This window comes from Pseudonocardia abyssalis, assembly GCF_019263705.2.
GTDB lineage: Bacteria > Actinomycetota > Actinomycetes > Mycobacteriales > Pseudonocardiaceae > Pseudonocardia > Pseudonocardia abyssalis.
Map to the genome: position 1 here is coordinate 929,374 of NZ_JADQDK010000001.1, position 21,459 is coordinate 950,832.

The following is a 21,459-nucleotide window of genomic DNA, read 5'->3' on the forward strand; positions in this document are numbered from 1 at the left end:
CGACGGGTCACCGTCCGTAGACTGGGCCGGTGACCGTGCTCCGAACGATCAGTGGTCCCGCCGACCTCCGACGCCTCGGGCCCGACCGCCTGCCCGAGCTCGCCGCCGAGATCCGCCGCTTCCTCGTGGAGTGCGTCTCGCGCACCGGCGGGCACCTGGGCCCCAACCTCGGCGTCGTCGAGCTGACGATCGCGCTGCACCGCGTCTTCGACTCCCCGCGCGACACGGTCGTGTGGGACACCGGCCACCAGGCCTACGTGCACAAGCTGCTCACCGGACGCCACGACGGCTGGGACCGGCTGAAGAAGACCGGAGGCCTGTCCGGGTACCCGAGCCGCGCCGAGAGCGAGCACGACGTCGTCGAGTCCAGCCACGCGTCGTCGTCGCTGTCCTGGGCCGACGGCATCGCCCGCGCCTACGCACTCACGGGCCAGCAGCGCCACGTCGTCGCGGTGATCGGCGACGGCGCGCTGACCGGCGGCATGGCCTGGGAGGCGCTCAACAACATCGCCGCGGCCGACCGCAACGTCGTGATCGTCGTCAACGACAACGGCCGCTCCTACTCCCCGACGATCGGCGGCCTGGCCGACCGGCTCGCGTCGCTGCGCCTGCAGCCGGGCTACGAGCGGGTGCTCGACGCCGGCAAGGCCGCACTCGCACGCACCCCCGTCGTCGGTGACACGCTCTACGCGGGCCTGCACGCGCTCAAGGCGGGCCTCAAGGACGCGCTGAGCCCGCAGGAGCTGTTCTCCGACCTCGGGATCAAGTACTTCGGCCCGGTCGACGGGCACGACATCGCGGCGATGGAGTCGGCGCTGAGCCGGGCGAGGGGCTTCGGCGGACCGGTGATCGTGCACGCCGTCACCCGCAAGGGCAACGGCTACCTGCCCGCGGAGAACGACGAGCTCGAGCAGATGCACAGCCCGGCGGCGTTCGATCCGGAGACGGGGCTGCCCACCGGGGCGCCGTCGGTCGGGTGGACGAGCGTGTTCGCCGAGGAGATGGTCGAGCTCGGGAAGCGGCGCCCCGACGTCGTCGCGATCACCGCGGCGATGCTCGGCCCGACCGGGCTCGCCCCGTTCGCGGCGGCCCACCCGGACCGCTGGATCGACGTCGGGATCGCCGAGCAGCATGCGCTGACGTGCGCGGCGGGGCTGAGCGCCGGCGGCCTGCACCCCGTCGTCGCGCTGTACTCCACGTTCCTCAACCGCGGCTTCGACCAGCTCCTGATGGACGTCGCGCTGCACCGGCAGGCCGTCACGCTGGTGCTCGACCGCGCCGGCGTCACCGGCAGCGACGGCCCCTCGCACAACGGCATGTGGGACCTCTCCCTCCTCGGCATCGTCCCGGGGATGCGGGTCGCGGCCCCGCGCGACGCGGCCACGCTGCGCGAGGAGCTGGCCGAGGCGGTGGCCGTCGACGACGGGCCCACCGCGCTGCGCTTCCCCAAGGGATCGGTGATCGAGTCGGTGCCCGCGGTGCGTCGGGTCGACGGCGTCGACGTGCTGCACGAGGGTCCCGACGCCGCGGTGCTGCTGGTCTGCGCCGGGGCGTTCGGGCAGCTGGGCGTCGCGGCGGCGGAGCGGCTGTCGGCGCAGGGCGTCGCGGTCACCGTCGTCGATCCGCGGTGGGTGCTGCCGGTGCCCGACGCCGTCGTCGACCTGGCGCGGTCGCACCGGCTCGTCGTCACGGTCAGCGACAGTGGGCGGCACGGCGGGTTCGGCTCGGTGGTCTCGGCCGCGTTGCGCGACGCCGAGTGCGACGTGCCGCTGCGCGACGTCGCGATCCCGCAGCGGTTCCTCGACCACGGCAGCCGCGACGACGTGCTCGCCGCCACCGGGCTCACCGCCCAGGATGTGGCACGCCGCGTCACCGAGTGGGCGGCGGCGCTGCCGTCGTTCACGATGCCGTCCGTCGCGGCGTCCGACGCGCGCGCGGAGTCCTGATGCGGGTGCTGGTCGTCGAGGACGAGCACCCGCTGGCCGACGCGATCGCGCGCGGGCTGCGGCGCGAGGGCATGGCCGTCGACGTCGCCTACGACGGCGACTCGGGACACGAGAAGTCCTCGGTCACCCGCTACGACGTCGTGGTGCTCGACCGCGACCTGCCCGGCATGTCCGGCGACGTGCTGTGCGGCGAGATCGTGGGCTCCGGGGCCACCACGCGGGTGCTGATGCTCACCGCGAGCGGCACGCTGGCCGACAAGGTCGACGGCCTGTCGCGCGGCGCCGACGACTACCTGGCCAAACCCTTCGACTTCCCCGAGCTCGTGGCCCGGCTGCGCGCACTCGGCCGTCGCGCCACGCCGGCCGCGCCGCCGCTGCTCGTCGCGGGCGACGTCGCGCTCGACCCGGCCCGGCGCACGGTGCTGCGCTCGGAGCAGCCGGTGGAGCTCACGCGCAAGGAGTTCGGGGTCCTGGAGGTCCTGATCTCCGCGGGCGGGAGCGTCGTCAGCAGCGAGGAGCTGCTCGAGCGGGTGTGGGACGAGAACGCCGACCCGTTCACCACCACCGTGCGGGTCACGGTGATGACGCTGCGCAAGAAGCTCGGCGAGCCCGGCGTGATCGAGACGGTGGTGGGCGCGGGGTACCGCGTGCCGGCCGCGGGGTGAGCCCGTGGGACTCCGGCCGCGGCTGACGGCCCTCGCCACGGGGCTCGTCGCGCTGGTCAGCGCGTTGCTGCTGTGGCTGGGCTGGCTGCTGGTCGGCGACGTGGCGCAGGCCGTGCCCGCCCTCCCCCCGGGCAGCACGGTGCGCGTCGACGGCATCACCGTGGCGGCCGAAGGACTGGGCGAGGCCGTCGGGCAGGCCGCGCAGGACGAGGTGCTGCGCGCGGGCCTCGTCGCGTTCCCGCTGGTGGTGCTGGCCGCGGCCCTCGTGTCCTGGGTGCTGGTCGGCCGGGTGCTCGGGCCGCTGCACGAGGTCACGGCGGCCGCGCGGCGCCTCACCGTGGAGACCCTCGACTCCCGCCTGGGCCTCGCCGATGCGCGGGGGGAGGTCGCCGAACTGGCGGCCGGTTTCGACGCGATGCTCGACCGTCTGCAGGCCGCGTTCGATGCCCAGCGTCGTTTCGTGGCCAACGCGAGCCACGAGCTGCGCACCCCGCTCGCCGTCCTGCGGACCGAGGTCGACGTGACGCTGTCCGACCCGTCCGCCGACGAGGCCGAGCTGCGCCGGATGGGGGTGGTGGTGCGTGATGCGACCCGCCGCGCCGACGACCTCGTCGCCGGTCTGCTGCTGCTGGCCCGCACCGAGGGCGCCGACCTCGCCGACGGCCGCCCGGTCGACCTCGCCGCCGTCGTCGTGCCCGCGCTGTCGGCCGTGCGCGTCGAGGCCGGGCACCGCGGGCTGCGTGTGCAGGTCCGCACAGCGGCCGCCCCCGTCACCGGCGATGCGGTGCTGCTGGAGCGGGTGGCGGGCAACCTCCTGGAGAACGCGGTGCGGCACAACGTCACCGGGGGCTGGATCGAGGTCGTCACCGGGACGCGCGACGGGTGCGCGGAGCTGTGCGTGGTGTCGTCGGGGCAGCGGATCGACCGGGTCGACGAGCTGTTCGAGCCGTTCCGCCGCGGACCGGTGGAGCGCACGGGGGCCACCCCCGGCTCCGGCCTGGGCCTGTCGATCGTGCGGGCGGTGGTGCGGGCGCACGGGGGCACGGTGTCGGCGGACCCGGTCCCCGGCGGCGGCCTGACGGTGACGGTCCGCCTCCCCACCTGACGCGGCTCGTACACAGGGTCAGGTCCGGCCCTGTGTACGGCCCCCGGGAGGTGCGAGGCGGGGGAGTCAGCTGCTGCGGGTGGCGAGCGCCGGTTCCAGGCCCGGCGTGAGGAGGGCGATCTGCCACTCCCGGGCCCCGCCCTTGCGCAGGAAGCCGGGGATGTCGCCGTCCTCCGGAGGGGTCCAGCACAGGCGGCGCAGGAGGTCGGGCTGGAGCAGGTTCTCCACCGGCACCACCCACTCCGTGCCGACCTCGGCGACGGCCGCGCGGGCTGCGGTGAGGCGGGCGGCGGCGTCGGGGTCGCGGTCGGCCCAGCGGGCGACCGGTGGCGGTCCCTCGGCCGGGGTCGTCGGGCGGGGGAGGTCGGCGGCGTCGAGGCGCTCGGCCGCGGCCAGAGCCGACCACCAGTACGCCGTGAGCCGCCGCTGCGACCGGCCGCGGAACACCGGCAGCCCGCCCAGCTCCGCCGCCGTCTCCGGCGCCGTGACGGCGGCGTCGACGATCGCGGCGTCGGGCAGGACCCGGCCGGGTGCGATGTCGCGCTCGGCGGCGAGCTTGTCGCGCGCCTCCCACAGCCCGCGCACGGCGGCGAGCTGGCGGGGCTTGCGCAGCTTGTGGATGCCCGACGTGCGGCGCCACGGCTCCGCGCGCGGGGTGGGTGGCCCCGCTGTGCGGACCGCCTCGAACTCCTGATGGGCCCACTCGAGCTTGCCCTGGTCGCCGAGCATCCCGGTGAGGACGTCACGCAGCTCCACCAGCACCTCGACGTCGAGGGCGGCATAGACCAGCCAGTCCTGCGGGAGCGGGCGCCGCGACCAGTCGGCGGCGCCGTGCCCCTTCTCCAGGGCGAGTCCGAGCAGGTTCTCGACCATCGGGCCGAGCCCCACGCGGGGCAGCCCCGCGAGGCGCCCGGCCAGCTCGGTGTCGAACAGCCTGCTCGGCGCGAGCCCCGTCTCCGCCAGGCAGGCGAGGTCCTGGGAGGCCGCGTGCAGGACCCATTCCGGCCCGGTCAGCGCCGGGGCGAGATCGGAGAGGTCGCTGCCCAGGGGGATGGGGTCGACCAGTGCGGTGCCCGCGCCCGCCCGGCGCAGCTGCACCAGGTAGGCCCGCTGGGAGTACTTGAACCCGGAGGCCCGTTCGGCGTCGACGGCGATCGGGCCGCTGCCGGCGCCGAACGCCGACGCGGTGGCGCGCAGGGCATCGCGGTCGGCGACGACGGCGGGGAGCCCGTCGGCCGGTGCCAGCAGGGGGGTGGGTGCAGGTGCGTCCGCCCCGGCTGTCGTGTCCAGTCCCTCCTGCGCCGGTGGACCTTCGGGGCCCTCTGGGGTCAGCGGATGACCCCGGCCCGCATCGCCAGCGCGACCATCTGCGCGCGGTCGCCCGTGCCGAGCTTGCGCCCGATGCGCGACAGGTGGCTCTTCACGGTGAGCGCGGACAGGCTCAGCGCCTCGCCGATCTCCTTGTTGGACTGCCCGTCCGCGACCAGCTGCAGGACCTCGACCTCGCGTGCCGAGAGCTCGCGCGGGGTGTTGTCGGTGCCGGGCACGCGGGTGCCGGTGGCGAGCAGCGGGGCGACCGTCGGGTCGGCGTAGACGCCGCCGTCGAGCACGCGCTTCACGCCGTCGGTGACGATCGCGGCCGACGCCGACTTCAGCAGGTAGGCCTGCGCCCCGGCCTGGAAGGCCGAGCGCACCGCGTACGGGTCGTCCGAGGACGCCAGCACGACGAGGCGGTTCCAGCCCAGTGAGCGCAGCTCCGTGACGAGGTCGAGCCCGCTGCCGTCCGGCAGGCCGAGATCGAGGATCGCCAGATCGCACGGCCCGTTGGCGTGCGCACGAGCCCGTGCCTCGGCCACCGAGGCGGCCTCGTACACGGTGCCGGCACCCATCGACCGCAGGCGCGCGGCGATGGCCTCGCGCAGCAGCGGGTGGTCGTCGACCACGAGTACCGAGAAGAGCTCTTCCCGCGGGTGCGGGACCATTGCAGGCGACAGAACAGCACCGGGAGTGGTGCGAACTGGTGCGCCCTGGCCAACTACGGCCACGGTGTTACCTCCCTGGAGTCGGTCGTTGCCCCCGACCGGCACCAGACCTCGGCCGGCGAAGAGACCGCCCGAGGAGGTGTCGTGGAGGAAGCGTAGCCCCCCAAGCGGTCTAACGTCGTGTATCGGATCGAACTTAGCGGGGTGAAAGTTACAGCCTTGTCGCTCCCCGTCCACACGATCGGGTGACGGACCCGATCACTGCAAGCGGGGTAATCGCAGGTGAACACCGGGTTCAGACGGTTCGATGGGCGAGAGAAACTGCGCCGACCGGCGGTAGTCCTGCGGCCGACGCGACGAAGGAGCAGAACGCCGCCGCGTGCCGGGAGAGATCGGTACCGCTCGGCGTCCACGACGCGCGCAGCTCCACGTCGTCGTCGCGGCGGGGCCCGGCGATGTCCCCGAAACGGACCGACGAGGTCTGCGTGACGGTCCCGCCGAGCGCCACGTGGTCGGCGCCGTGGTCCTCGAGGGCCTCGGTCAGCCACGACCATCCGACGACCGGCAGCATCTCGTCGCCGAGCTGTTCGGGCTCCAGGCGTGCCTGGACGAAACAGACGAGCCGGAACGTGCCCTCCCAGGCGTCCTGCCCGGCCGGGTCGTGCAGCAGGATCAGCCGCCCCGAGGTGTCGGACTCGTCGACGCCGTCGTCGGCGGCCCCGCGGCCCAGGGTGGAGTCGGCGACCTCCACCGACAGCGCCCACGTCCACGGCGCCAGTCGCGGCGGCGCGTCGAGCGCGGTGACGATCAGCTCCGGACGTGGTCGCAGGGTGCCGAGCGAGGCGACCGCGCGGCGGAACTCGGGAGGTGGGGAGGCGGTCGCATCAGGCACGAGCCGGGACTCTAGGTCGCCCGACACGCCCGGTCGGCAAGGCGCGCCGGACCCCCACGTTCCGGTGGCGCCCTCACCCGGCAGGGCGGTTCACCGGCGTGGGAAGATGGTGTGGTCATGGTCGCGCACACAGCTCCCGCCCCCACCGGTGCCCGACGCGATCTCGCGTCCGCCCCGTTCCTCGTCGCCGCCCGCGGGGGGCGACCCACGCACCTGCCGGTGTGGTTCATGCGCCAGGCCGGCCGGTCCCTGCCGGAGTACCGGGCGCTGCGCAAGGACAGCGGGATGCTGCAGGCCTGCCTGACGCCCGACCTCACGTGCGAGATCACGATGCAGCCGGTGCGCCGCCACGGCGTCGACGCCGCGATCCTGTTCAGCGACATCGTCGTGCCGCTCTACGTGGCGGGCGTCGGCGTCGACATCGTCGCGGGCACCGGTCCGGTCGTCGCGCACCCGGTGCGGACCGCCGCCGACGTCGACCGGCTCCCGGTCCTGGACGACGCGCAGATCGCCCCGGTCACCGACGCGATCGCGCTGCTGCTCGCCGAGCTGGGCGACACCCCGCTCATCGGGTTCGCGGGCGCCCCGTTCACGCTGGCCTCCTACCTCATCGAGGGCGGGCCGAGCCGCAACCACGAGCGGACCAAGGCGATGATGCGCAGCGCGCCCGACGTCTGGCACGCCCTGCTCGGCCGCCTCGCCGACATGACCTCGTCGTTCCTGCGCGCCCAGATCGCCGCCGGCGTCGACGCGGTGCAGCTGTTCGACTCCTGGGCCGGGGCCCTGTCCGAGCGCGACTACCGCGAGTACGTCCTGCCGCACTCCGCGCGGGTGCTGGGCGGCCTGGTCGACGCGGGCGTGCCGCGCATCCACTTCGGCGTCGGCACGGGGGAGATCCTCGGGGCGATGGCGGAGGCCGGGGCCGACGTCGTCGGCGTCGACTGGCGCATCCCGCTCGACGACGCGGCCCGCCGCGCCGGCGGCACGCACCCGGTGCAGGGCAACCTCGACCCCGCGGTGCTGTTCGCCGACCGGGCGTCGGTGGCGTCGGAGGTCACCCGGATCGCGGCCGAGGGCAGGCGCGCACCCGGGCACGTGTTCAACCTCGGTCACGGCGTGCTGCCCGACACCGACCCGGACGTGATCACACGCGTGGTCGACCTGGTGCACCGCCAGCAGGTGTGATGCGGATAGCCGTCGTCGGCGGGGGCGTCTCCGGCCTCGCCGCGGCGCACCGGCTGCGCACCCTGCTCGGTCCGGCCGCCGAGATCACGGTCCTCGAGCAGCGTGACCGCGTCGGCGGCGTGCTGCACACCGTCGACCTGGCCGGGACGCCGTTCGACGTCGGTGCCGAGGCGTTCCTCGCGCGGCGCCCGGAGGTGCCGGCGCTGCTCGCGGAGCTCGGGCTCGACCCCGCCGTGCACCCGACGGCGGCGTCGGCGACGGTCCGTGCGGGCGGCCGCACCGCCCCGTTGCCCGGCGGCACGCTGCTCGGCGTGCCGACCGGCGCGGCCCGTCTCGACGCCCTGCTCTCCCCGGCCGGACTCGCCGCGGTGGCCGCCGAGCCGTCCCGTCCGCTGGCCTGGGAGCCCGGTGCCGACGTCGCGCTGGGGGCGCTGCTGCGCGACCGGTTCGGCGACGAGGCGGCCGACCGCCTCGCCGACCCCCTCCTCGGCGGGGTCTACGCCGGCCGCGTCGACGCGCTCGGCCTGCGCGCCACGATCCCGGCCCTGGCCCGGACCCTCGACGCGGGCGCCCCGTCGGTGACGGCCGCCGCCGACCGCGCCACGACCCCACCGCCCGCGAGTCGCCGGATCCCCGCCCGCGAGTCGCCGGATCCGCGCCCGCGAGTCGCTGCTTCCCCGCCCACGGGTCGGGGCCCCGCCGTTCCCGGCCCCGCCGACGCCGCGGGGCCGGCCGCGCCACCGGTCGTCGCGTCCGGCGGCCCGGTGTTCGGTGCCGTCCGCGGCGGGTACCGCGTCCTGCTCGACGCACTCGTGGCGGCGGCCCGGCCGGAACTGCGGCTCGGCGTCACCGTCCGCTCGCTGCAGCGGCGCGCGACGGGCTGGCGGCTGGTGCTCGGCCCGACCACCGACCCCGAGGCCCTCGACGTCGACGCCGTCGTGCTCGCCGTGCCCGCCCCCGCGGCCGCGAAGCTGCTCGCGCCGGTCGCGCCGGGGGCGTCCCGGGCCGCGGGGGAGATCGAGCTGGCCTCGTCCGTCGTCGTGGCGCTGGCCTTCCCGGAGGACGTGCGCCTCCCCCCGACGTCGGGGGCGCTGGTCGCCGCGGGGGAGCCGCTGGGCGTCAAGGGCGTCACGCACTCGTCGACGAAGTGGGCCCACCTCGGCGCCGACGGCCTGGTCCGGCTCCGCGCGTCGCTCGGCCGCTTCGGGGAGGCCGCTTCCCTGCAGGTCGACGACGCCGAGCTCGTCGCCAGGGTCCGGGCCGACCTGGCGGTGCTCACCGGCGTCACGGCCGACCCGGTCGTCGCGGTCGTGCAGCGGTGGGGCGGCGGCCTGCCGCAGTACGGCGTCGGGCACCTCGACCGCGTCGCGGCGATCGAGACGGGACTGCCGCCCGGGCTCGCCGTGGTCGGGGCCGCGCTGCACGGCGTCGGGGTGCCGGCCTGCGTGGCGACGGCCCGGGCGGCGGCGGAGCGGATCGCCGCGGGGATCGACGCGCCGGGGTGACGGCGGCGACCTGACGCCCCCCGCCGCCGGACGGATGGCACCATGAGGGCATGGCCCGCCTCGACTACGCCGAGCTCAACAGCACCGTCCGCTACACGATGTGGTCGGTGTTCCGCGCCGAACCCGGCCGCCTCGGCGACGACCGCACGGAGTCCGCCGCGCAGGCCGCGGAGTTCCTCGACGGGCTGGAGGCGAAGGGCGTCACCGTCCGCGGCGTCTACGACCTCGCGGGCATGCGCGCCGACGCCGACTACATGGTCTGGTGGCACGCCGACAACGTCGAGGCACTGCAGGGCGCCTACGCCGACCTGCGCCGCAGCACCGCGCTCGGCCGGGCGAGCACCCCGGTCTGGAGCCAGGTCGCGCTGCACCGGCCCGCGGAGTTCAACAAGAGCCACATCCCCGCGTTCGTGGCGGGGGAGGAGCCCAAGGGCTACGTCTGCGTCTACCCGTTCGTCCGGTCGATCGACTGGTACCTGCTCCCCGACGACGAGCGCCGCACCATGCTCGCGGACCACGGCAAGGCTGCCCGCGGCTACGCCGACGTCCGGGCCAATACCGTGCCCGCGTTCGCTCTCGGCGACTACGAGTGGATCCTCGCATTCGAGTGCGACGCACTGGACCGGATCGTCGACCTCATGCGCGACCTGCGCGCCACCGAGGCCCGACGCCACGTCCGCGAGGAGATCCCGTTCTACACCGGCCCCCGGGTGCGGGTCGAAGCCCTCGTCAACGCGTTGCCGTAGCGCGGGACCACTCCTGCGTCCGGCGCGGTGCCTGCGGGAGCACCTGCCGTTCCACGCGGTGAGCGAGGGGCTGCGCGGTCCGGGCCGGGGCCGGCTCGGACGTGCGCTGCCGCGGGAGGGGCACCACGGGGGTGGGTCGGCGCCGGGGCAGGTCGAGGAGGAGCGGCACGATCGCCATCACCGCGAGCAGTGCCACACCACCCGCGGAGCCGAGCACGGTCACGAGGTTCGTCATGGCTGCAGCGTCCGCGCGGAACCCGTGAGAAACCTCGGCCGGAGGTACTGATCACCTGAGAGCCCTCCGCCGAAAGTACGGTGGCACGCTGGTCCCGGTGAGCATCCCGCCCCCCACCGCCCTCGCCGCCACCGCGAACGTCCAGGCGGACGTCTACGCCGAGGCCGCCGCCGACCCGGAGGCGTTCTGGCTGCGGCAGGCGCGGCGCCTGGAGTGGGAGCGCGTTCCGGAGCAGGCCTACGACGGCAGCGCGTTCCCGACCGTCACCTGGTTCGCCGACGGCACGCTCAACGTCGCCCGCAACTGCGTCGACCGGCACGTCGAGGCCGGGCTGGGGGAGAAGGCCGCGCTGCTGTGGGAGGGCGAGCCGGGCGACGAGCGCCGGGTCACCTACGCCGAACTGCAGGTCGAGGTGGCCCGCTGCGCACACGCGCTCACCGCGCTCGGCGTCGGCCGGGGCGACGTGGTGGTCGTCTACCTGCCGGTGCTGGTGGAGACGGTCGTCGTGATGCTGGCGTGCGCCCGGATCGGCGCGGTCCACTCGATGGTCTTCGGCGGGTTCTCCGCCGGCGCGCTGCGGTTCCGGGTCACCGACGGGAGGGCGAAGCTGCTGGTCACCACGGACGGGCAGTACCGCCGGGGCAGGGCCGTGCCGGTGAAACCGAACGCCGACGCCGCCGTCGACGGGGTCGACTCGATCGAGCATGTGCTCGTCGTCCGGCGCACCGGCGGCGACGTCGAGTGGACCGACGGGCGCGACGTCTGGTGGCACGACGTCGTCGACGGGCAGCCGGGCGTGCACGAGGCCGAGGCGTTCCCCGCCGAGACCTCGCTCATGCTGATCTACACCTCGGGCACGACCGGCACACCCAAGGGCCTGCTGCACACCATGGGTGGCTACCTCACGCAGGCGTCCTGGACGGCGTGGGCCTGCTTCGACCACAAGCCCGACGACGTCTACTGGTGCACCGCCGACCTCGCCTGGGTCACCGCGCACACCTACGAGGTCTACGGGCCGCTGTCCAACGGCGTCACGCAGGTGATCTACGAGGGCACCCCGGACACCCCCGGACCGGGCCGGCACTTCGCGATCATCGCGAAGCACGGCGTCACCGTCTACTACACCGCTCCGACGCTGGTCCGGACGTACATGAAGTGGGGGCCGGAGGTTCCCGGCCGCCACGACCTGTCGTCGCTTCGGCTGCTGGGGTCCGTCGGCGAGGCGATCAACCCCGAGGCGTGGCGCTGGTTCCACGGCGTGATCGGTGGCGGGCGGTGCCCGGTCGTCGACACGTGGTGGCAGTCGGAGACCGGGGCCGCCGTCGTGGCGCCGCTGCCCGGGGTGACCGCGCTCGAGCCCGGCTCGGCCACCCACGCGCTGCCCGGGATGTCGGTGCGGGTCGTCGACGAGGACGGCCGCACCTGCGATCCCGACGAGGGCGGCCTGCTGGTCATCGACCGCGCCGGCCCCGGGATGGCCCGCACCGTCTGGGGCGACCCGGAGCGGTTCGTGGCGAGCTACTACGCGAAGTTCGCCGAGCAGGGCTGGTACCTCGCGGGCGACGGCGCCCGGATCGACACGGGAGGCTACGTCTGGCTGCAGGGCCGCGTCGACGACGTGATGAACGTGTCCGGGCACCGCCTCAGCTCGATCGAGCTGGAGTCGGCGCTGGTCAGTCACCCCCGGGTCGCGGAGGCCGGGGTGGTCGGGGCGCCGGACGACACCACCGGACAGGCCGTGGTCGCCTTCGTCGTCACCGCGGGGGAGGCGACGCCGGGAGAGGACCTCGGCGCCGAACCGCGTGCCCACGTCGGCCGCGAGCTCGGGCCCGTCGCGCGGCCGCGGGAGGTGATCGTCGTCGACGAGCTGCCCAAGACCCGCTCCGGCAAGATCATGCGTCGGCTGCTGCTCGACGTCACCGCGGGCCGGGAGCCGGGGGACACCACGTCACTGGTCGACCCCGACGCGTTCGCGACCCTCGCCTCGGACTTCCGGGCGCGTTGACCGCCGCCCCACCATCCCAGCCCTACGTACATCCCGACCAGCGCGATGCCCGGCCCGATCACGGCCTGCGGCGTCAGCGCCTCGCCGAGGATCGGCACCGCACCGAGCGCGACGGTGGCGGGGACGAGGTTGGCAGGGCGCTGACGTGGACGGTGCAGACCTTCCGCAGCGGCACGAACATCGCCGGACCTCAGGCGCCCGGCTGCTTCTCCTCGAGACGCAGCGAGATCGAGTTGATGCAGTAGCGCAGGTCGGTGGGGGTGCCGTAACCCTCGCCCTCGAAGACGTGGCCGAGGTGGCTCTTGCACGTGGCGCAGACGACCTCGACGCGCTTCATGCCCATCGACCAGTCGGTGCGCTCGATCACGGCCGCACCCGCGAGAGGGGTGTAGAACGACGGCCAGCCGCAGTGCGACTCGAACTTGGTGTCGCTGCGGAACAGCTCGGCGCCGCACGCGCGGCAGGCGTAGACGCCCTCGGTCTTCGTGTCGGTGTACTCCCCGACGAAGGGGCGCTCGGTGCCCGCCTGGCGCAGCACCTGGTACTCGGCCGGGGTGAGCTGTTCGCGCCACTCGGCATCGGACTTGACGACCTTGGCGGCGGGCTCGGTGTCGGGATCCATGCGCTCCAGGCTACGTCCGGACCCTGACAGCGCGCCGCGGATCCGCGAGAACAGGGTCCTCACAGCCACGTCGTCACCACGAACACGAACGCCTCCCACACCAGGAACGCGGCGACGGCGAGCAGCAGCCCGACGACGAGCACGGCCCCCCAGCGGCGGCTGCCCTCGGCCCGGTTGGCGGAGTCGGCGAAGTGGCTCACCCCGTCCAGGTAGCCCTCGACGGTGAACGCGGGGCGCTGTCGCTGCATCCGGTCGAGGTGCTCGGCGAAGGCCCGGGCCTCGGGATCGGCGGGGTCGAGCCCGAGCAGCTCGTCGTCGAACCGGTCGGAACGGTCCGGGCGGTGGAGTTCGGGCACGGGAGCAGGGTAGCGGAGTAGCGTGCCGCAGCGTGGCGTCCAAGACACCGGTCGAGCTGCTCTCCGTCGGCGGCAGAGAGGTGCGCCTGACCAGCGGAGACAAGGTGTACTTCCCCGAGCCGGGGATCACCAAGCGCGAGGTCGTGCACTACTACCTCGCCGTCGCCGAGCCGCTGCTGCGGGTGCTGTTCGAGCGGCCGACGAACCTCAAACGCTTCCCCGACGGCGTCGACGGCGAGCCGTTCTACGGCAAGCGCCTGCCCAAGGGTGCCCCCGACTACGCGGAGACGGCCCGGGTGACGTTCCCGAGCGGCCGCACCGCGGAGTCGCTGTGCCCCACCGAGGCTGCGGTGCTGCTGTGGGCCGCCAACATGGGCACCTTCGACTTCCACCCCTGGCCGGTCCGCCGCGCCGACACCGACCGGCCCGACGAGCTGCGCATCGACCTCGACCCCCAGCCGGGCACCGACTTCGCCGACGCCCGCACCGTCGCCGCCGCGCTGCACGAGGTGCTCGACGAGGCCGGGCTCGTGGGCTGGCCGAAGACCTCCGGCGGGCGCGGCGTCCACGTGTTCGCCCGGATCCGCCCGGAGTGGGACTTCATCGACGTCCGCCACGCCGTCATCGCGATCGCCCGGCGGGTGTGCGACCGGCTTCCCGATCAGGCCACCGTGGCGTGGTGGAAGGAGGAGCGCGGCGAGCGGGTGTTCCTCGACTACAACCAGGCCGCGCGCGACCGCACCGTCGCGTCGGCGTGGTCGGTGCGCGGGCGTCCGCGGGCGACGGTCTCGATGCCGCTGACCTGGGAGCAGCTGCCCGACGTCGAGCCGGAGGATTTCGACGTGCGCACGGTGCCGGGCCTGCTCGCCGAGCGCGGCGACCCCCACGAGGGGATGGACGCCGCGGTGGGCGGGATCGAGGTCGCACTCGACTGGTACGGCGTTGACCAGCGGGAACGCGGCCTGGGGGAGCTGCCCTACCCGCCCGAGTACCCGAAGATGCCGGGCGAGCCGACGCGGGTGCAACCCAGTCGGGCGAAGGCGCCGGCGGAGGATGTTGCACCGTCGTGACCTCGGGTGCGCGCCCCACCCCACATGCGCACCATCTCACTCTCGAGCGCTCACGCCTCTTCCGATGGGTCACGACACGCCGGGCGACGTACACCCGGATGGACGTATTCGCGATACCTCCGCGACACACGGTCGTTGAACCCGGTGACGACAGGCCACTGGGGCCGGATCGGACGGGGGGTGCACGATGTCGAGTACTCCGATGACGGAGATCGGTAGCGGCCGAAGGGCCGGGGGGTACGGGCAGGACGTGCCGCCCGCCTGGCCCGACCACGACCCGGCCCGCGACGGGTACGAGCTGCTCTCGCACGGCGAGTCCGCCCCGCCGGACGCCGCGCTGCGCCGCCAGGCCGCCGAGGCCAACGCCCGGGCCGCCGAGGCCGCGGCCGCAGCGGCCGCCGCCGACGCGAAGGCCGCGATCGAGCTCGCCGCCCGGGCCGCCGCCGCCGCCGACGCCGCGGCCCAGGCCGCCGTGCAGGCCGACGCCGCCGTCCGCGCCGCGGCCGCCGCCGAGGCGTTGCCGGCGTTCGCCCCGCCGCTCGACGCCCGCCCGCCGTTCCCCGGCGCCGCTCACGCCGCTCACTCCGCGCCGCAGGCGCCCCGCCACGGTGCCCCCGACGGCCCCCGCCACGGGGACCCGTCGGGCAACGCGGTGTCCGAGACCGACGTGCTGGGGCGCGTGCCCTCGCCGCGTCCGATCCCGTCCCGCCGCGTCGACACCGACGGCACCGGGACGGCGCCCGGGGGTGGCCGGGCGGCCCGGCGCCGCGCCGCGGCCGCCGAGACGACCGTGTTCGACGTCCCGAGCTACGACGTCCCGAGCTACGGCGACGCGGCCTACGGCGACGCGGCCTACGGCGACGCGGCCTACGGCGACGCGGCGTACGGCGACGCGGCGTACGGCGACGCGGCGTACGGCGACGCGGCGTACGGCGACGCGGCGTACGGCGACGCGGCGTACGGCGACGCGGCGTACGGCGACGCGGCCTACGACGACGCGGCCTACGACGACCGGGCCTACGACGACGGTCCCGGCGAGCCGGTGACCGAGCTGGTCGACACCCGGGCCACGGGCGAGCAGCCGACCGCGCTGGTCGCCACCGGCGGCCGTCGCCGGGCCCGCCCCGCCGACGACGACCTCGTCGACAGCGGCATCGACGTCCTCCCCGGAGCGGGCGAGGACGATGAGGCGCCCGCCGACGCCGTCTCCGAGACGGGTGGCCGTCGCGCCGCCCGCCGGGCCGCCGGGAAGCGCCGCGGCCTGTTCCGTCGCCGCTGGCCCCTGCTGGCGGCGGGTGTCGTCGTCGGGGTGATCGGGTTGACCGGGATCGTCCTGCTGAACAGCGGCGACGCCGCCCCGCAGCCGACGGCCGTGGTCGAGTCCGCCCCGGTGGTGCCGGAGCTGCCGACCGCCTCCGACGCCTCCGACGGGCAGGACGAGGCGGCCGGCCCGAGCCAGGGTGACCCGCTCTCCGATCGCGGCAGCACGTTCCTGAGCGCGCTGCGCGAGGCCGGGGTGCCCACCAGCCGGGGCGGGGCCGCGGAGACCGAGGCCGCCGAGCTGGTCTGCGGGGAGCTCGCCGACGGCGTCGACGAGGCCCGGATCGCCCGCGCGCTGCCGGCCTCGCTGCCGACGGTGACCCGTGCGCAGGCGGCCGACCTGGTGGAGATCGCCAAGGAGAACTACTGCACCAGCTGATCCCTCACGGCGGGCAGAGCGTGCCCGCCGCCGGGAGCAGCCCGTCGACGAGCAGGGTGTCCACCGCCGTCCGGACGCACGGCGTGCGGGGGTAGGCGCCCGTCCCGGCCCCCTGCCAGCTGACGAACGCGCCGGTCGTGAACTGCTCGGAGATCCTCCGTGCCGCCTCGGCCGGGTACCGCGGGTCGCCTGCGGTGCCCACGACGAGTACCTGGGGCAGCGTCTCGGCGGGGGCCGGTGCCGCCCGCGCCGTCCCGGCCGGCCACGGCGCGCAGGCCAGCAGGCCGAGTGCGAGGGTGCCGCCGAACAGCGGGTGGTCGGTGCGCAGGGTGGTCGCGAGCTCGCTGACCTCCGGTGGGGAGAGCCGCGTGGGGTCGTCGTTGCAGGTGGTGGCCAACGTCGCGTCGAACCCTCCGGTCGGCCCGGTCAGCGGGTCGAGCAGGCCGAGCAGAGCCGTCGGGTCGCCCGTGGCCGCGGTGGCGAGCGCGCCGGACAGTGCGGGCCACTCGTCGGGGCGGGCCAGGACGGTGAGCACCGTGAGCAGTGCCGCGCCCGCGGTGAGCCGTCGCCCGTCGGCAGCGGCCAGCGGACGCGAGCGCAGGGCGTCGGCGAGTGCGGTCACGGCCTCGCGCGGGTCGGCCCCGAGCGGGCAGGCGCCGCCCCCGGTGCAGGCCAGCGCGAACGCGTCGAACGCGGCGTCGACCGACGCCGCGCGGGCGGTGCTGCGGTCCGGCTCGGTGGCGGCGGCGTCGGGTGGCCCGTCGAGGACGAGCCGGCCGACCCCGCCGGGCGCGGTCCGGGCCCAGGTGTCGAGCGCGCCCGCCCCGTCACCCGTGCCGACCGCGGAGAGGCGGGCGACGCCGAGCCGGACCCGCAGCTGCTCGACGTCGGCGGCCGTCGCGGAGCTGCGGAGGCCCCCCAGCCCGGAGGGCAGCGTGAGGTTGCAGTCCTGCACCACGGATCGGGCCCGCTCCAGCAGCGGGGCGAGGTCGCCCTCCGAGGTGGCGGCGGGGTCGGCGTCGACGAGTGCGGCGCGCGCGGCGGGGTCGGCGCAGTCGATGCGATCCACTCCCGCCCCACGCCGGTCGAGACCGATCACGGTGTACGTCTCGAGCACGGCGGGGGAGACGCGGGCGGCGACGGCGAGGGCGTGACCTGCCGTCGGGCCGGTCGCGCTGTCGCCGACGGCGAGCAGCGGGGGACCGTCGAGCGGGCCGCCGGCCGGACCGATCCGCACGACGCCGAGCAGCACGCTGCCCTGCTCGGGGCGGTCCGGGTCGGCCGGGACCGGCAGTTCCCCGCACTCGACGCGCAGCGCCCGGTCGGCGGGGACGGCGACGTCGTACGAGGCGAACGCGTCCGAGGTGCAGTCGGCGAAGGGGATCGAGGTGTCCTGCGCCTGCAGCGGTGGCATCGCGGGGACCGACGGACCTGGGCTCGCGGCGGGTGCGGCGGGGAGCCCGTCCTGCCCGCGCACCGCCACCGGGGGACGCTGCGACGGACCGACCGTGCACCCGGCCAGCAGGGCGGACAGACACAACAGCCCCGCGACGACGCGGCGTGGATTCCCGATCATGACCGGGGCAGCGTGTCGCAGGGCCGGTGTGGCAGGGGTGAAGGCCGCAGCGGTGACGGTGGGTCTCAGGCGACCCGGGGGCCACTGGTGGGCTGGTCGAGCTCGAGCCGGACCGCCACCGGGAGGGCGGCGATCCCGAGCGAGGAGCGGGCCGAGGCCAGGACCTGGCCGTGCAGCTTCTCCAGCACGTCGCGGACGTCGGCGTCGTCGGAGAGCCAGACCCAGACGCGCAGCGCCGGGGCGTCCTCGGTCCCGACCATGCGTGCCTTCGCCCGGCCGACGCCGGGGAGCTCGGCGGCCTGCGCGGCGAGCGCGTCGGCGGCCGCGGAGGAGCTGACGGTGATCGCCGTCGCCGGGCCGCGGTCGATGACCAGGTCCGGCTTGCGCTCCGGGCGCAGCGAGCGCGCGGCCCAGGACAGGCCGAGCACGAGCAGCAGGAGGCCGACGAGGATCGCGACGATCCGGGCGATCAGCGGCTGGGCACGCAGCAGGTCGACGACCATCGGGTCGAGCAGCGGGCGCCCGCCCCGGTCGGTCCCGAACACGCCGTAGCCCAGCAGCGCCACCAGCACCCCGACGGCGAGCACGACGGTGCCCAGCAGCACCAGCAGGGACCGGTCCCCGCCCGAGGACCGGGCGACGGCCGACCTCGAGCGGCGCTTGAGCGCACCCGAGGCCGGCGCGGGCGGCGGATCGGCCGGCTTCTCCATCGAGACGGTCATCGGGGGCCCTTCCTCTGCTGCACGGTGACGGCGACCCGCGGGCGGCGGGCCAGCGGCAGCTCGTCGAGCAGGGTGTCGACGGTGGAGGAGATGCTGCTGCGGAGCTCGGAGCCGGAGTCGTTCCAGGCCTGGGCCCCGACGGCTACCTTGCGGCCGGTCGCGGTGACCGACGCGGCGGCCACCCCGTCGGCCGCGCGGACCCGGCGCCCGACGAGCCGGGCGAGCACGCGCGGGGAGGTCGTGACGGCGACCTCCGGGGCGGGGGAGGTCAGCGCGATGTCGTGGCGGCGGGCGAGCAGGCCGATCAGCAGGAGCAGCAGCCCGAGGACGGCGACGCCGATCGCGATGCCGGGTACCGGTGCGTCCGCCCAGGTCAGCGACTCGAGGGAGGTGCGCCAGTCGGGCCAGGGCACGAGCAGGCCGGCGGTTGCGGGGGTCCGCACCCACGCGGCGACGACCTCGATGACGGTCAGGACTCCGACGGCGGCCAGCGCGAGGCCGAGGAGTGGGGCGAGGACCCTGAGCAGGACACGCATGGTCATCTCCTACTGGACTCGGGAGCCGGAGCCGGTGGAGCCGTCGTCGGGTCCACGCAGGCCGGACACGGTGACGGCGAGGTTGCGGATGCGGCGGCCGGTGATGCGGACGAGCTCGTCGCCCACCCGGCCGCGGACCGCGTCGACCGTCCGGCGGACGGGTGCGGGGTACTGCAGCGTGAGCTCGAGCGCGACGTCGACGGCACCGTCGGGCCCGTCGCTGATCTTCGCGGTGGACCCCGCCTGCCCGACGCCGACGCCCGCGAGGCGGCGCTCGTGGCGCAGCGTGCCGGGGGTGCCGTCGGCGGCGTATTCGACGATCTTGCGCAGCACCGTCGGGTGGATGTCGAGCCGGCCGCGCTCCTCGGGGGAGGCGGCGTCGGACCCGGTCACCGGTCCCGACCCCGGCCCAGCACCGCGTTGAGGTCGAGCTCGCCGTCGAGCACACGGCCGACGACGAGTCCGATGACGCCGATGACGAGGGCGACGAGGAACGCGCCGAACCCGCCGATCGCGCCGGTGGCGCCGAGGATGAGGCCGGCCAGCAGGCCGGTGTGGGTGGCGTTCATGGGATCTCCTGTGTGAGGGACGTGCGTGCGGCTACTCGACGCGGCGTTCGCGATGCCACCGCAGGGTGCGGATGAGGGCCACCACCACCCGGGCGGGCAGTGGCAGCGGGGTGACGATCTCGATCGGCGCGTCGTACCGGCGGTCGTCGTCTCCGGGCGGCACCGCCGCCCGGCCGGCCCGCAGACGTGCGAGGCCGGCCACGAAGAACTCCGGGTCACCGCCCCGGTCGGGATGGTGGTCGCGGACGAACGCGCGGTACTCCGCGCGCTGCTCCGGGCTCATGCTTCCCGACGGATCGTCCGCTGCCATCGCGCCGGGCCGGTCAGGCCGTGGCCGGCGGACCGACCACGACCGCGGGGATCGCGAGGTCGGACACCGTGATGTTCACGGCGGTCCCTCCGCACAGCGCGGAGACCTCTCGACGCAGGTCGCGGGCCACGTCCGGGATACGGGCGCTGAGGTTCAGCACCACGCTGAGCTCGACGGGCTCCGCGCCCTGCCCGATCCGGACGCCGACGAGGCGGCGTCCGGGCAGGTAGGTCGCGATCGATCCGAACACGCCGCCGTCGAGCCGGGCGACCGCGGGGTGCGCGGTCACGGTGGCGGCGACGAGAACGGCGAGTGCGTCGGCGTCGGCGAGCGGACCGTCGTGAAGCGCCGGGTCGCCGACGGGCCGGGCGCCGCTGGGGCCAGCCATGGTGCCGGGCTCCGTCACTCGACCCGCGACGGCTGGGCGACGACGACGTCCTCGGCGCCGTCGTCCTCGGACGGCAGGTGGATGTCGTTGACCGCGATGTTGACCTCGATGACCTCGAGGCCCGTCATGCGCTCGACGGCGGTGATCACGTTGCGGCGCACCGCGCGGGCGAGGTCCACGATGGACGCGCCGTACTCGACGACGAGGTCGAGGTCGACGGCGGCCTGCTTCTCGCCGACCTCCACCTGGACGCCCGCGATGTTCGAGGCGCCGGTGCCGCCGCCGGGGATACGCTCGCGCAGGGCACCGAAGGCGCGGGACACACCGCCGCCCATCGAGTGCACACCCGAGATCTCACGCGCGGCGATACCGGCGATCTTCTGGACGACGGACGCCGCGATCGTGGTCTTGCCCTGCGTGGTGTCGTCGGCGAGGCGTGCCGGGCTGGCGCCGGTGGTGGGGCTGGGCGTGGGGGTGGTCATGTGTGCTCCTCAGGTCGTTCACGTCCGTTGCGTACGGACTTAGGACGCAGGTACCCGGCGCAGCCTCTCGCTAACTCACCCGATCGGACTAGTCCCGGCCCTGAGCATCGCCGGACCGGCGGTAGCGCAGCAGCAGGGCCCCGTCCTCGTGCAGGGCCCCGGCCAGTGACATCGAGCGCGGGACGTCCCCCGCGTCCCCGACGGCGATCCGGCCGGCGTCGCCCGCGGCGAGCAGCGGGGACAGCGTCAGGCACAGCTCGTCGACGGCGTCGTGCGCCACCAGCGCGCCGTGCAGCGACGGCCCGCCCTCGCACAGCACCCGGTACAGGCCGCGGCGGCCCAGCTCGGTGAGCAGCGACCCGGGGGTGAGGTCGTCGAGCACGGCGACGTCGGCGCCGGCCGCGGCGAGCCGGTCCCGGCGCTCGCGCGGGGCGTCGCCGGTGGTCAGGACGACGGTCGGGACCAGCGTGTCCGTGAAGAGCCCGCCGCCCGGGTCGATGTCCGCCGACCCGGTGACGACGGCGATCGGTGGCGGGGTGTCGGTGCCGATCGTCGGTCTGCGGGCACCGCGGTACCCCTCGGCGCGGGCGGTGCCCGCCCCGACGAGCACCACCTGCGCCAGCTGCCGCAGCACGCCGAAGACCCGCTTGTCGGCGTCGGTGCCCAGTCCGCCGGACACGCCGTCGACGGAGACGGCCCCGTCGAGGCTCGAGACGAAGTTGACGCGGACGTACGGGGAGTCGAGGTCGGGGTAGGCGTAGTGCTCGACGAGGGCGGGATCGTCGAGGGCGGGGAGCGGCCAGATGCGGTCCATGACCGGATCCCAGCACGGGACGTCGGCCGGCACGATTCGGTGACCCACC

General features: G+C 75.3%; 24 protein-coding genes. 9 read left to right on the top strand and 15 right to left on the bottom strand.

Annotated elements, in window-relative coordinates; translation table 11 throughout:
• The first annotated feature begins 29 nt into the window (after positions 1 to 29).
• Genes dxs through I4I81_RS04420 form a run of 3 tightly spaced genes read left to right on the top strand, consistent with a single transcriptional unit; the run spans position 30 to position 3,716 of the window.
• Positions 30 to 1,946, top strand: a complete 1,917-nt coding sequence (dxs, locus tag I4I81_RS04410; protein WP_218601871.1) for a 1-deoxy-D-xylulose-5-phosphate synthase — start codon at positions 30 to 32, stop codon at positions 1,944 to 1,946.
• Positions 1,946 to 2,611 carry a response regulator transcription factor gene (locus I4I81_RS04415; protein WP_218601872.1) on the top strand — a complete coding sequence of 222 codons (666 nt, stop codon included), beginning with the start codon at positions 1,946 to 1,948 and terminating at the stop codon, positions 2,609 to 2,611. The genes dxs and I4I81_RS04415 overlap by 1 nt, the downstream gene beginning before the upstream one ends.
• A 4-nt stretch (positions 2,612 to 2,615) precedes the next feature.
• Complete coding sequence (locus tag I4I81_RS04420; protein WP_218601873.1) at positions 2,616 to 3,716, top strand: sensor histidine kinase; 1,101 nt, start codon at positions 2,616 to 2,618, stop codon at positions 3,714 to 3,716.
• Positions 3,717 to 3,782: 66 nt separating this feature from the next.
• Here I4I81_RS04420 and I4I81_RS04425 read toward each other — a convergent pair whose 3' ends face one another.
• From I4I81_RS04425 to I4I81_RS04435, 3 genes are all read right to left on the bottom strand, one after another.
• A complete protein-coding gene (locus tag I4I81_RS04425) occupies positions 3,783 to 5,006 on the bottom strand; it encodes a ribonuclease D (RefSeq protein ID WP_218601877.1) in 1,224 nt (407 codons plus the stop codon).
• A 38-nt stretch (positions 5,007 to 5,044) separates the two neighbouring features.
• Entirely contained in the window at positions 5,045 to 5,698 is a 654-nt protein-coding gene (locus I4I81_RS04430) for a LuxR C-terminal-related transcriptional regulator (protein WP_075949948.1), read from the bottom strand.
• A gap of 295 nt (positions 5,699 to 5,993) precedes the next feature.
• Positions 5,994 to 6,590 (bottom strand): DUF3000 domain-containing protein, encoded by a 597-nt coding sequence (locus I4I81_RS04435; protein WP_218601874.1) that lies wholly within the window; start codon positions 6,588 to 6,590, stop codon positions 5,994 to 5,996.
• Positions 6,591 to 6,707: 117 nt separating this feature from the next.
• Here I4I81_RS04435 and hemE point away from each other — a divergent pair, with 117 nt between their 5' ends.
• Genes hemE through hemQ form a run of 3 tightly spaced genes read left to right on the top strand, consistent with a single transcriptional unit; the run spans position 6,708 to position 10,026 of the window.
• Positions 6,708 to 7,775: a uroporphyrinogen decarboxylase gene (gene hemE, locus I4I81_RS04440; RefSeq protein WP_218601875.1), complete on the top strand. Its 1,068-nt coding sequence runs from the start codon at positions 6,708 to 6,710 to the stop codon at positions 7,773 to 7,775.
• Positions 7,775 to 9,280 (top strand): protoporphyrinogen oxidase, encoded by a 1,506-nt coding sequence (gene hemG, locus I4I81_RS04445; RefSeq protein WP_218615832.1) that lies wholly within the window; start codon positions 7,775 to 7,777, stop codon positions 9,278 to 9,280. The genes hemE and hemG overlap by 1 nt, the downstream gene beginning before the upstream one ends.
• 50 nt (positions 9,281 to 9,330) lie before the next feature.
• Positions 9,331 to 10,026, top strand: coding sequence for a hydrogen peroxide-dependent heme synthase (hemQ, locus tag I4I81_RS04450; protein ID WP_218606431.1), 696 nt, complete (start codon positions 9,331 to 9,333; stop codon positions 10,024 to 10,026).
• Here the strand turns inward: hemQ and I4I81_RS04455 are convergent.
• Positions 10,010 to 10,261 carry a hypothetical protein gene (locus I4I81_RS04455; RefSeq protein ID WP_218615833.1) on the bottom strand — a complete coding sequence of 84 codons (252 nt, stop codon included), beginning with the start codon at positions 10,259 to 10,261 and terminating at the stop codon, positions 10,010 to 10,012. The genes hemQ and I4I81_RS04455 overlap by 17 nt on opposite strands.
• A gap of 97 nt (positions 10,262 to 10,358) precedes the next feature.
• Between I4I81_RS04455 and acs the strand changes: the two genes are divergently transcribed.
• Positions 10,359 to 12,266 (top strand): acetate--CoA ligase, encoded by a 1,908-nt coding sequence (gene acs / locus I4I81_RS04460; RefSeq protein WP_218615834.1) that lies wholly within the window; start codon positions 10,359 to 10,361, stop codon positions 12,264 to 12,266.
• Positions 12,267 to 12,456: 190 nt separating this feature from the next.
• On the opposite strand, the gene msrB is transcribed toward acs, so the two are convergent.
• Both msrB and I4I81_RS04470 read right to left on the bottom strand, forming a co-directional pair.
• Positions 12,457 to 12,888, bottom strand: coding sequence for a peptide-methionine (R)-S-oxide reductase MsrB (gene msrB / locus I4I81_RS04465; RefSeq protein ID WP_218605846.1), 432 nt, complete (start codon positions 12,886 to 12,888; stop codon positions 12,457 to 12,459).
• A gap of 59 nt (positions 12,889 to 12,947) precedes the next feature.
• Positions 12,948 to 13,244 carry a hypothetical protein gene (locus I4I81_RS04470; RefSeq protein ID WP_218605845.1) on the bottom strand — a complete coding sequence of 99 codons (297 nt, stop codon included), beginning with the start codon at positions 13,242 to 13,244 and terminating at the stop codon, positions 12,948 to 12,950.
• 32 nt (positions 13,245 to 13,276) lie between these two features.
• On the opposite strand from I4I81_RS04470, the gene ligD reads away from it, so the two are divergent.
• The gene (gene ligD / locus I4I81_RS04475) at positions 13,277 to 14,314 is read left to right on the top strand and encodes a non-homologous end-joining DNA ligase (RefSeq protein ID WP_218605844.1); all 1,038 of its coding nucleotides are present in this window, start codon (positions 13,277 to 13,279) and stop codon (positions 14,312 to 14,314) included.
• 202 nt (positions 14,315 to 14,516) lie between these two features.
• Entirely contained in the window at positions 14,517 to 16,013 is a 1,497-nt protein-coding gene (locus tag I4I81_RS04480) for a DUF732 domain-containing protein (protein ID WP_218615835.1), read from the top strand.
• Between the two features lie 4 nt (positions 16,014 to 16,017).
• On the opposite strand, the gene I4I81_RS04485 is transcribed toward I4I81_RS04480, so the two are convergent.
• The 9 genes from I4I81_RS04485 to I4I81_RS04525 form a co-directional block, all read right to left on the bottom strand.
• A complete protein-coding gene (locus I4I81_RS04485) occupies positions 16,018 to 17,427 on the bottom strand; it encodes an alpha/beta hydrolase (RefSeq protein ID WP_226363744.1) in 1,410 nt (469 codons plus the stop codon).
• A gap of 227 nt (positions 17,428 to 17,654) precedes the next feature.
• Positions 17,655 to 18,311, bottom strand: coding sequence for an alkaline shock response membrane anchor protein AmaP (locus tag I4I81_RS04490; protein WP_225924481.1), 657 nt, complete (start codon positions 18,309 to 18,311; stop codon positions 17,655 to 17,657).
• Positions 18,308 to 18,847: a DUF6286 domain-containing protein gene (locus I4I81_RS04495; RefSeq protein ID WP_218605343.1), complete on the bottom strand. Its 540-nt coding sequence runs from the start codon at positions 18,845 to 18,847 to the stop codon at positions 18,308 to 18,310. Before I4I81_RS04495 ends, I4I81_RS04490 begins: the two co-directional genes overlap by 4 nt.
• Positions 18,848 to 18,856: 9 nt before the next feature.
• Complete coding sequence (locus I4I81_RS04500; RefSeq protein WP_218605342.1) at positions 18,857 to 19,240, bottom strand: Asp23/Gls24 family envelope stress response protein; 384 nt, start codon at positions 19,238 to 19,240, stop codon at positions 18,857 to 18,859.
• Positions 19,237 to 19,416, bottom strand: a complete 180-nt coding sequence (locus I4I81_RS04505) for a hypothetical protein (protein WP_218605341.1) — start codon at positions 19,414 to 19,416, stop codon at positions 19,237 to 19,239. The genes I4I81_RS04500 and I4I81_RS04505 overlap by 4 nt, the downstream gene beginning before the upstream one ends.
• Positions 19,417 to 19,447: 31 nt before the next feature.
• Complete coding sequence (locus tag I4I81_RS04510) at positions 19,448 to 19,699, bottom strand: hypothetical protein (protein WP_218605340.1); 252 nt, start codon at positions 19,697 to 19,699, stop codon at positions 19,448 to 19,450.
• 40 nt (positions 19,700 to 19,739) lie between these two features.
• A complete protein-coding gene (locus I4I81_RS04515; protein WP_225924482.1) occupies positions 19,740 to 20,114 on the bottom strand; it encodes an Asp23/Gls24 family envelope stress response protein in 375 nt (124 codons plus the stop codon).
• 14 nt (positions 20,115 to 20,128) lie between these two features.
• The gene (locus I4I81_RS04520) at positions 20,129 to 20,596 is read right to left on the bottom strand and encodes an Asp23/Gls24 family envelope stress response protein (protein ID WP_218605339.1); all 468 of its coding nucleotides are present in this window, start codon (positions 20,594 to 20,596) and stop codon (positions 20,129 to 20,131) included.
• 88 nt (positions 20,597 to 20,684) lie between these two features.
• Positions 20,685 to 21,410, bottom strand: a complete 726-nt coding sequence (locus I4I81_RS04525) for a pyrimidine reductase family protein (protein WP_218615836.1) — start codon at positions 21,408 to 21,410, stop codon at positions 20,685 to 20,687.
• Positions 21,411 to 21,459: the final 49 nt, after the last annotated feature.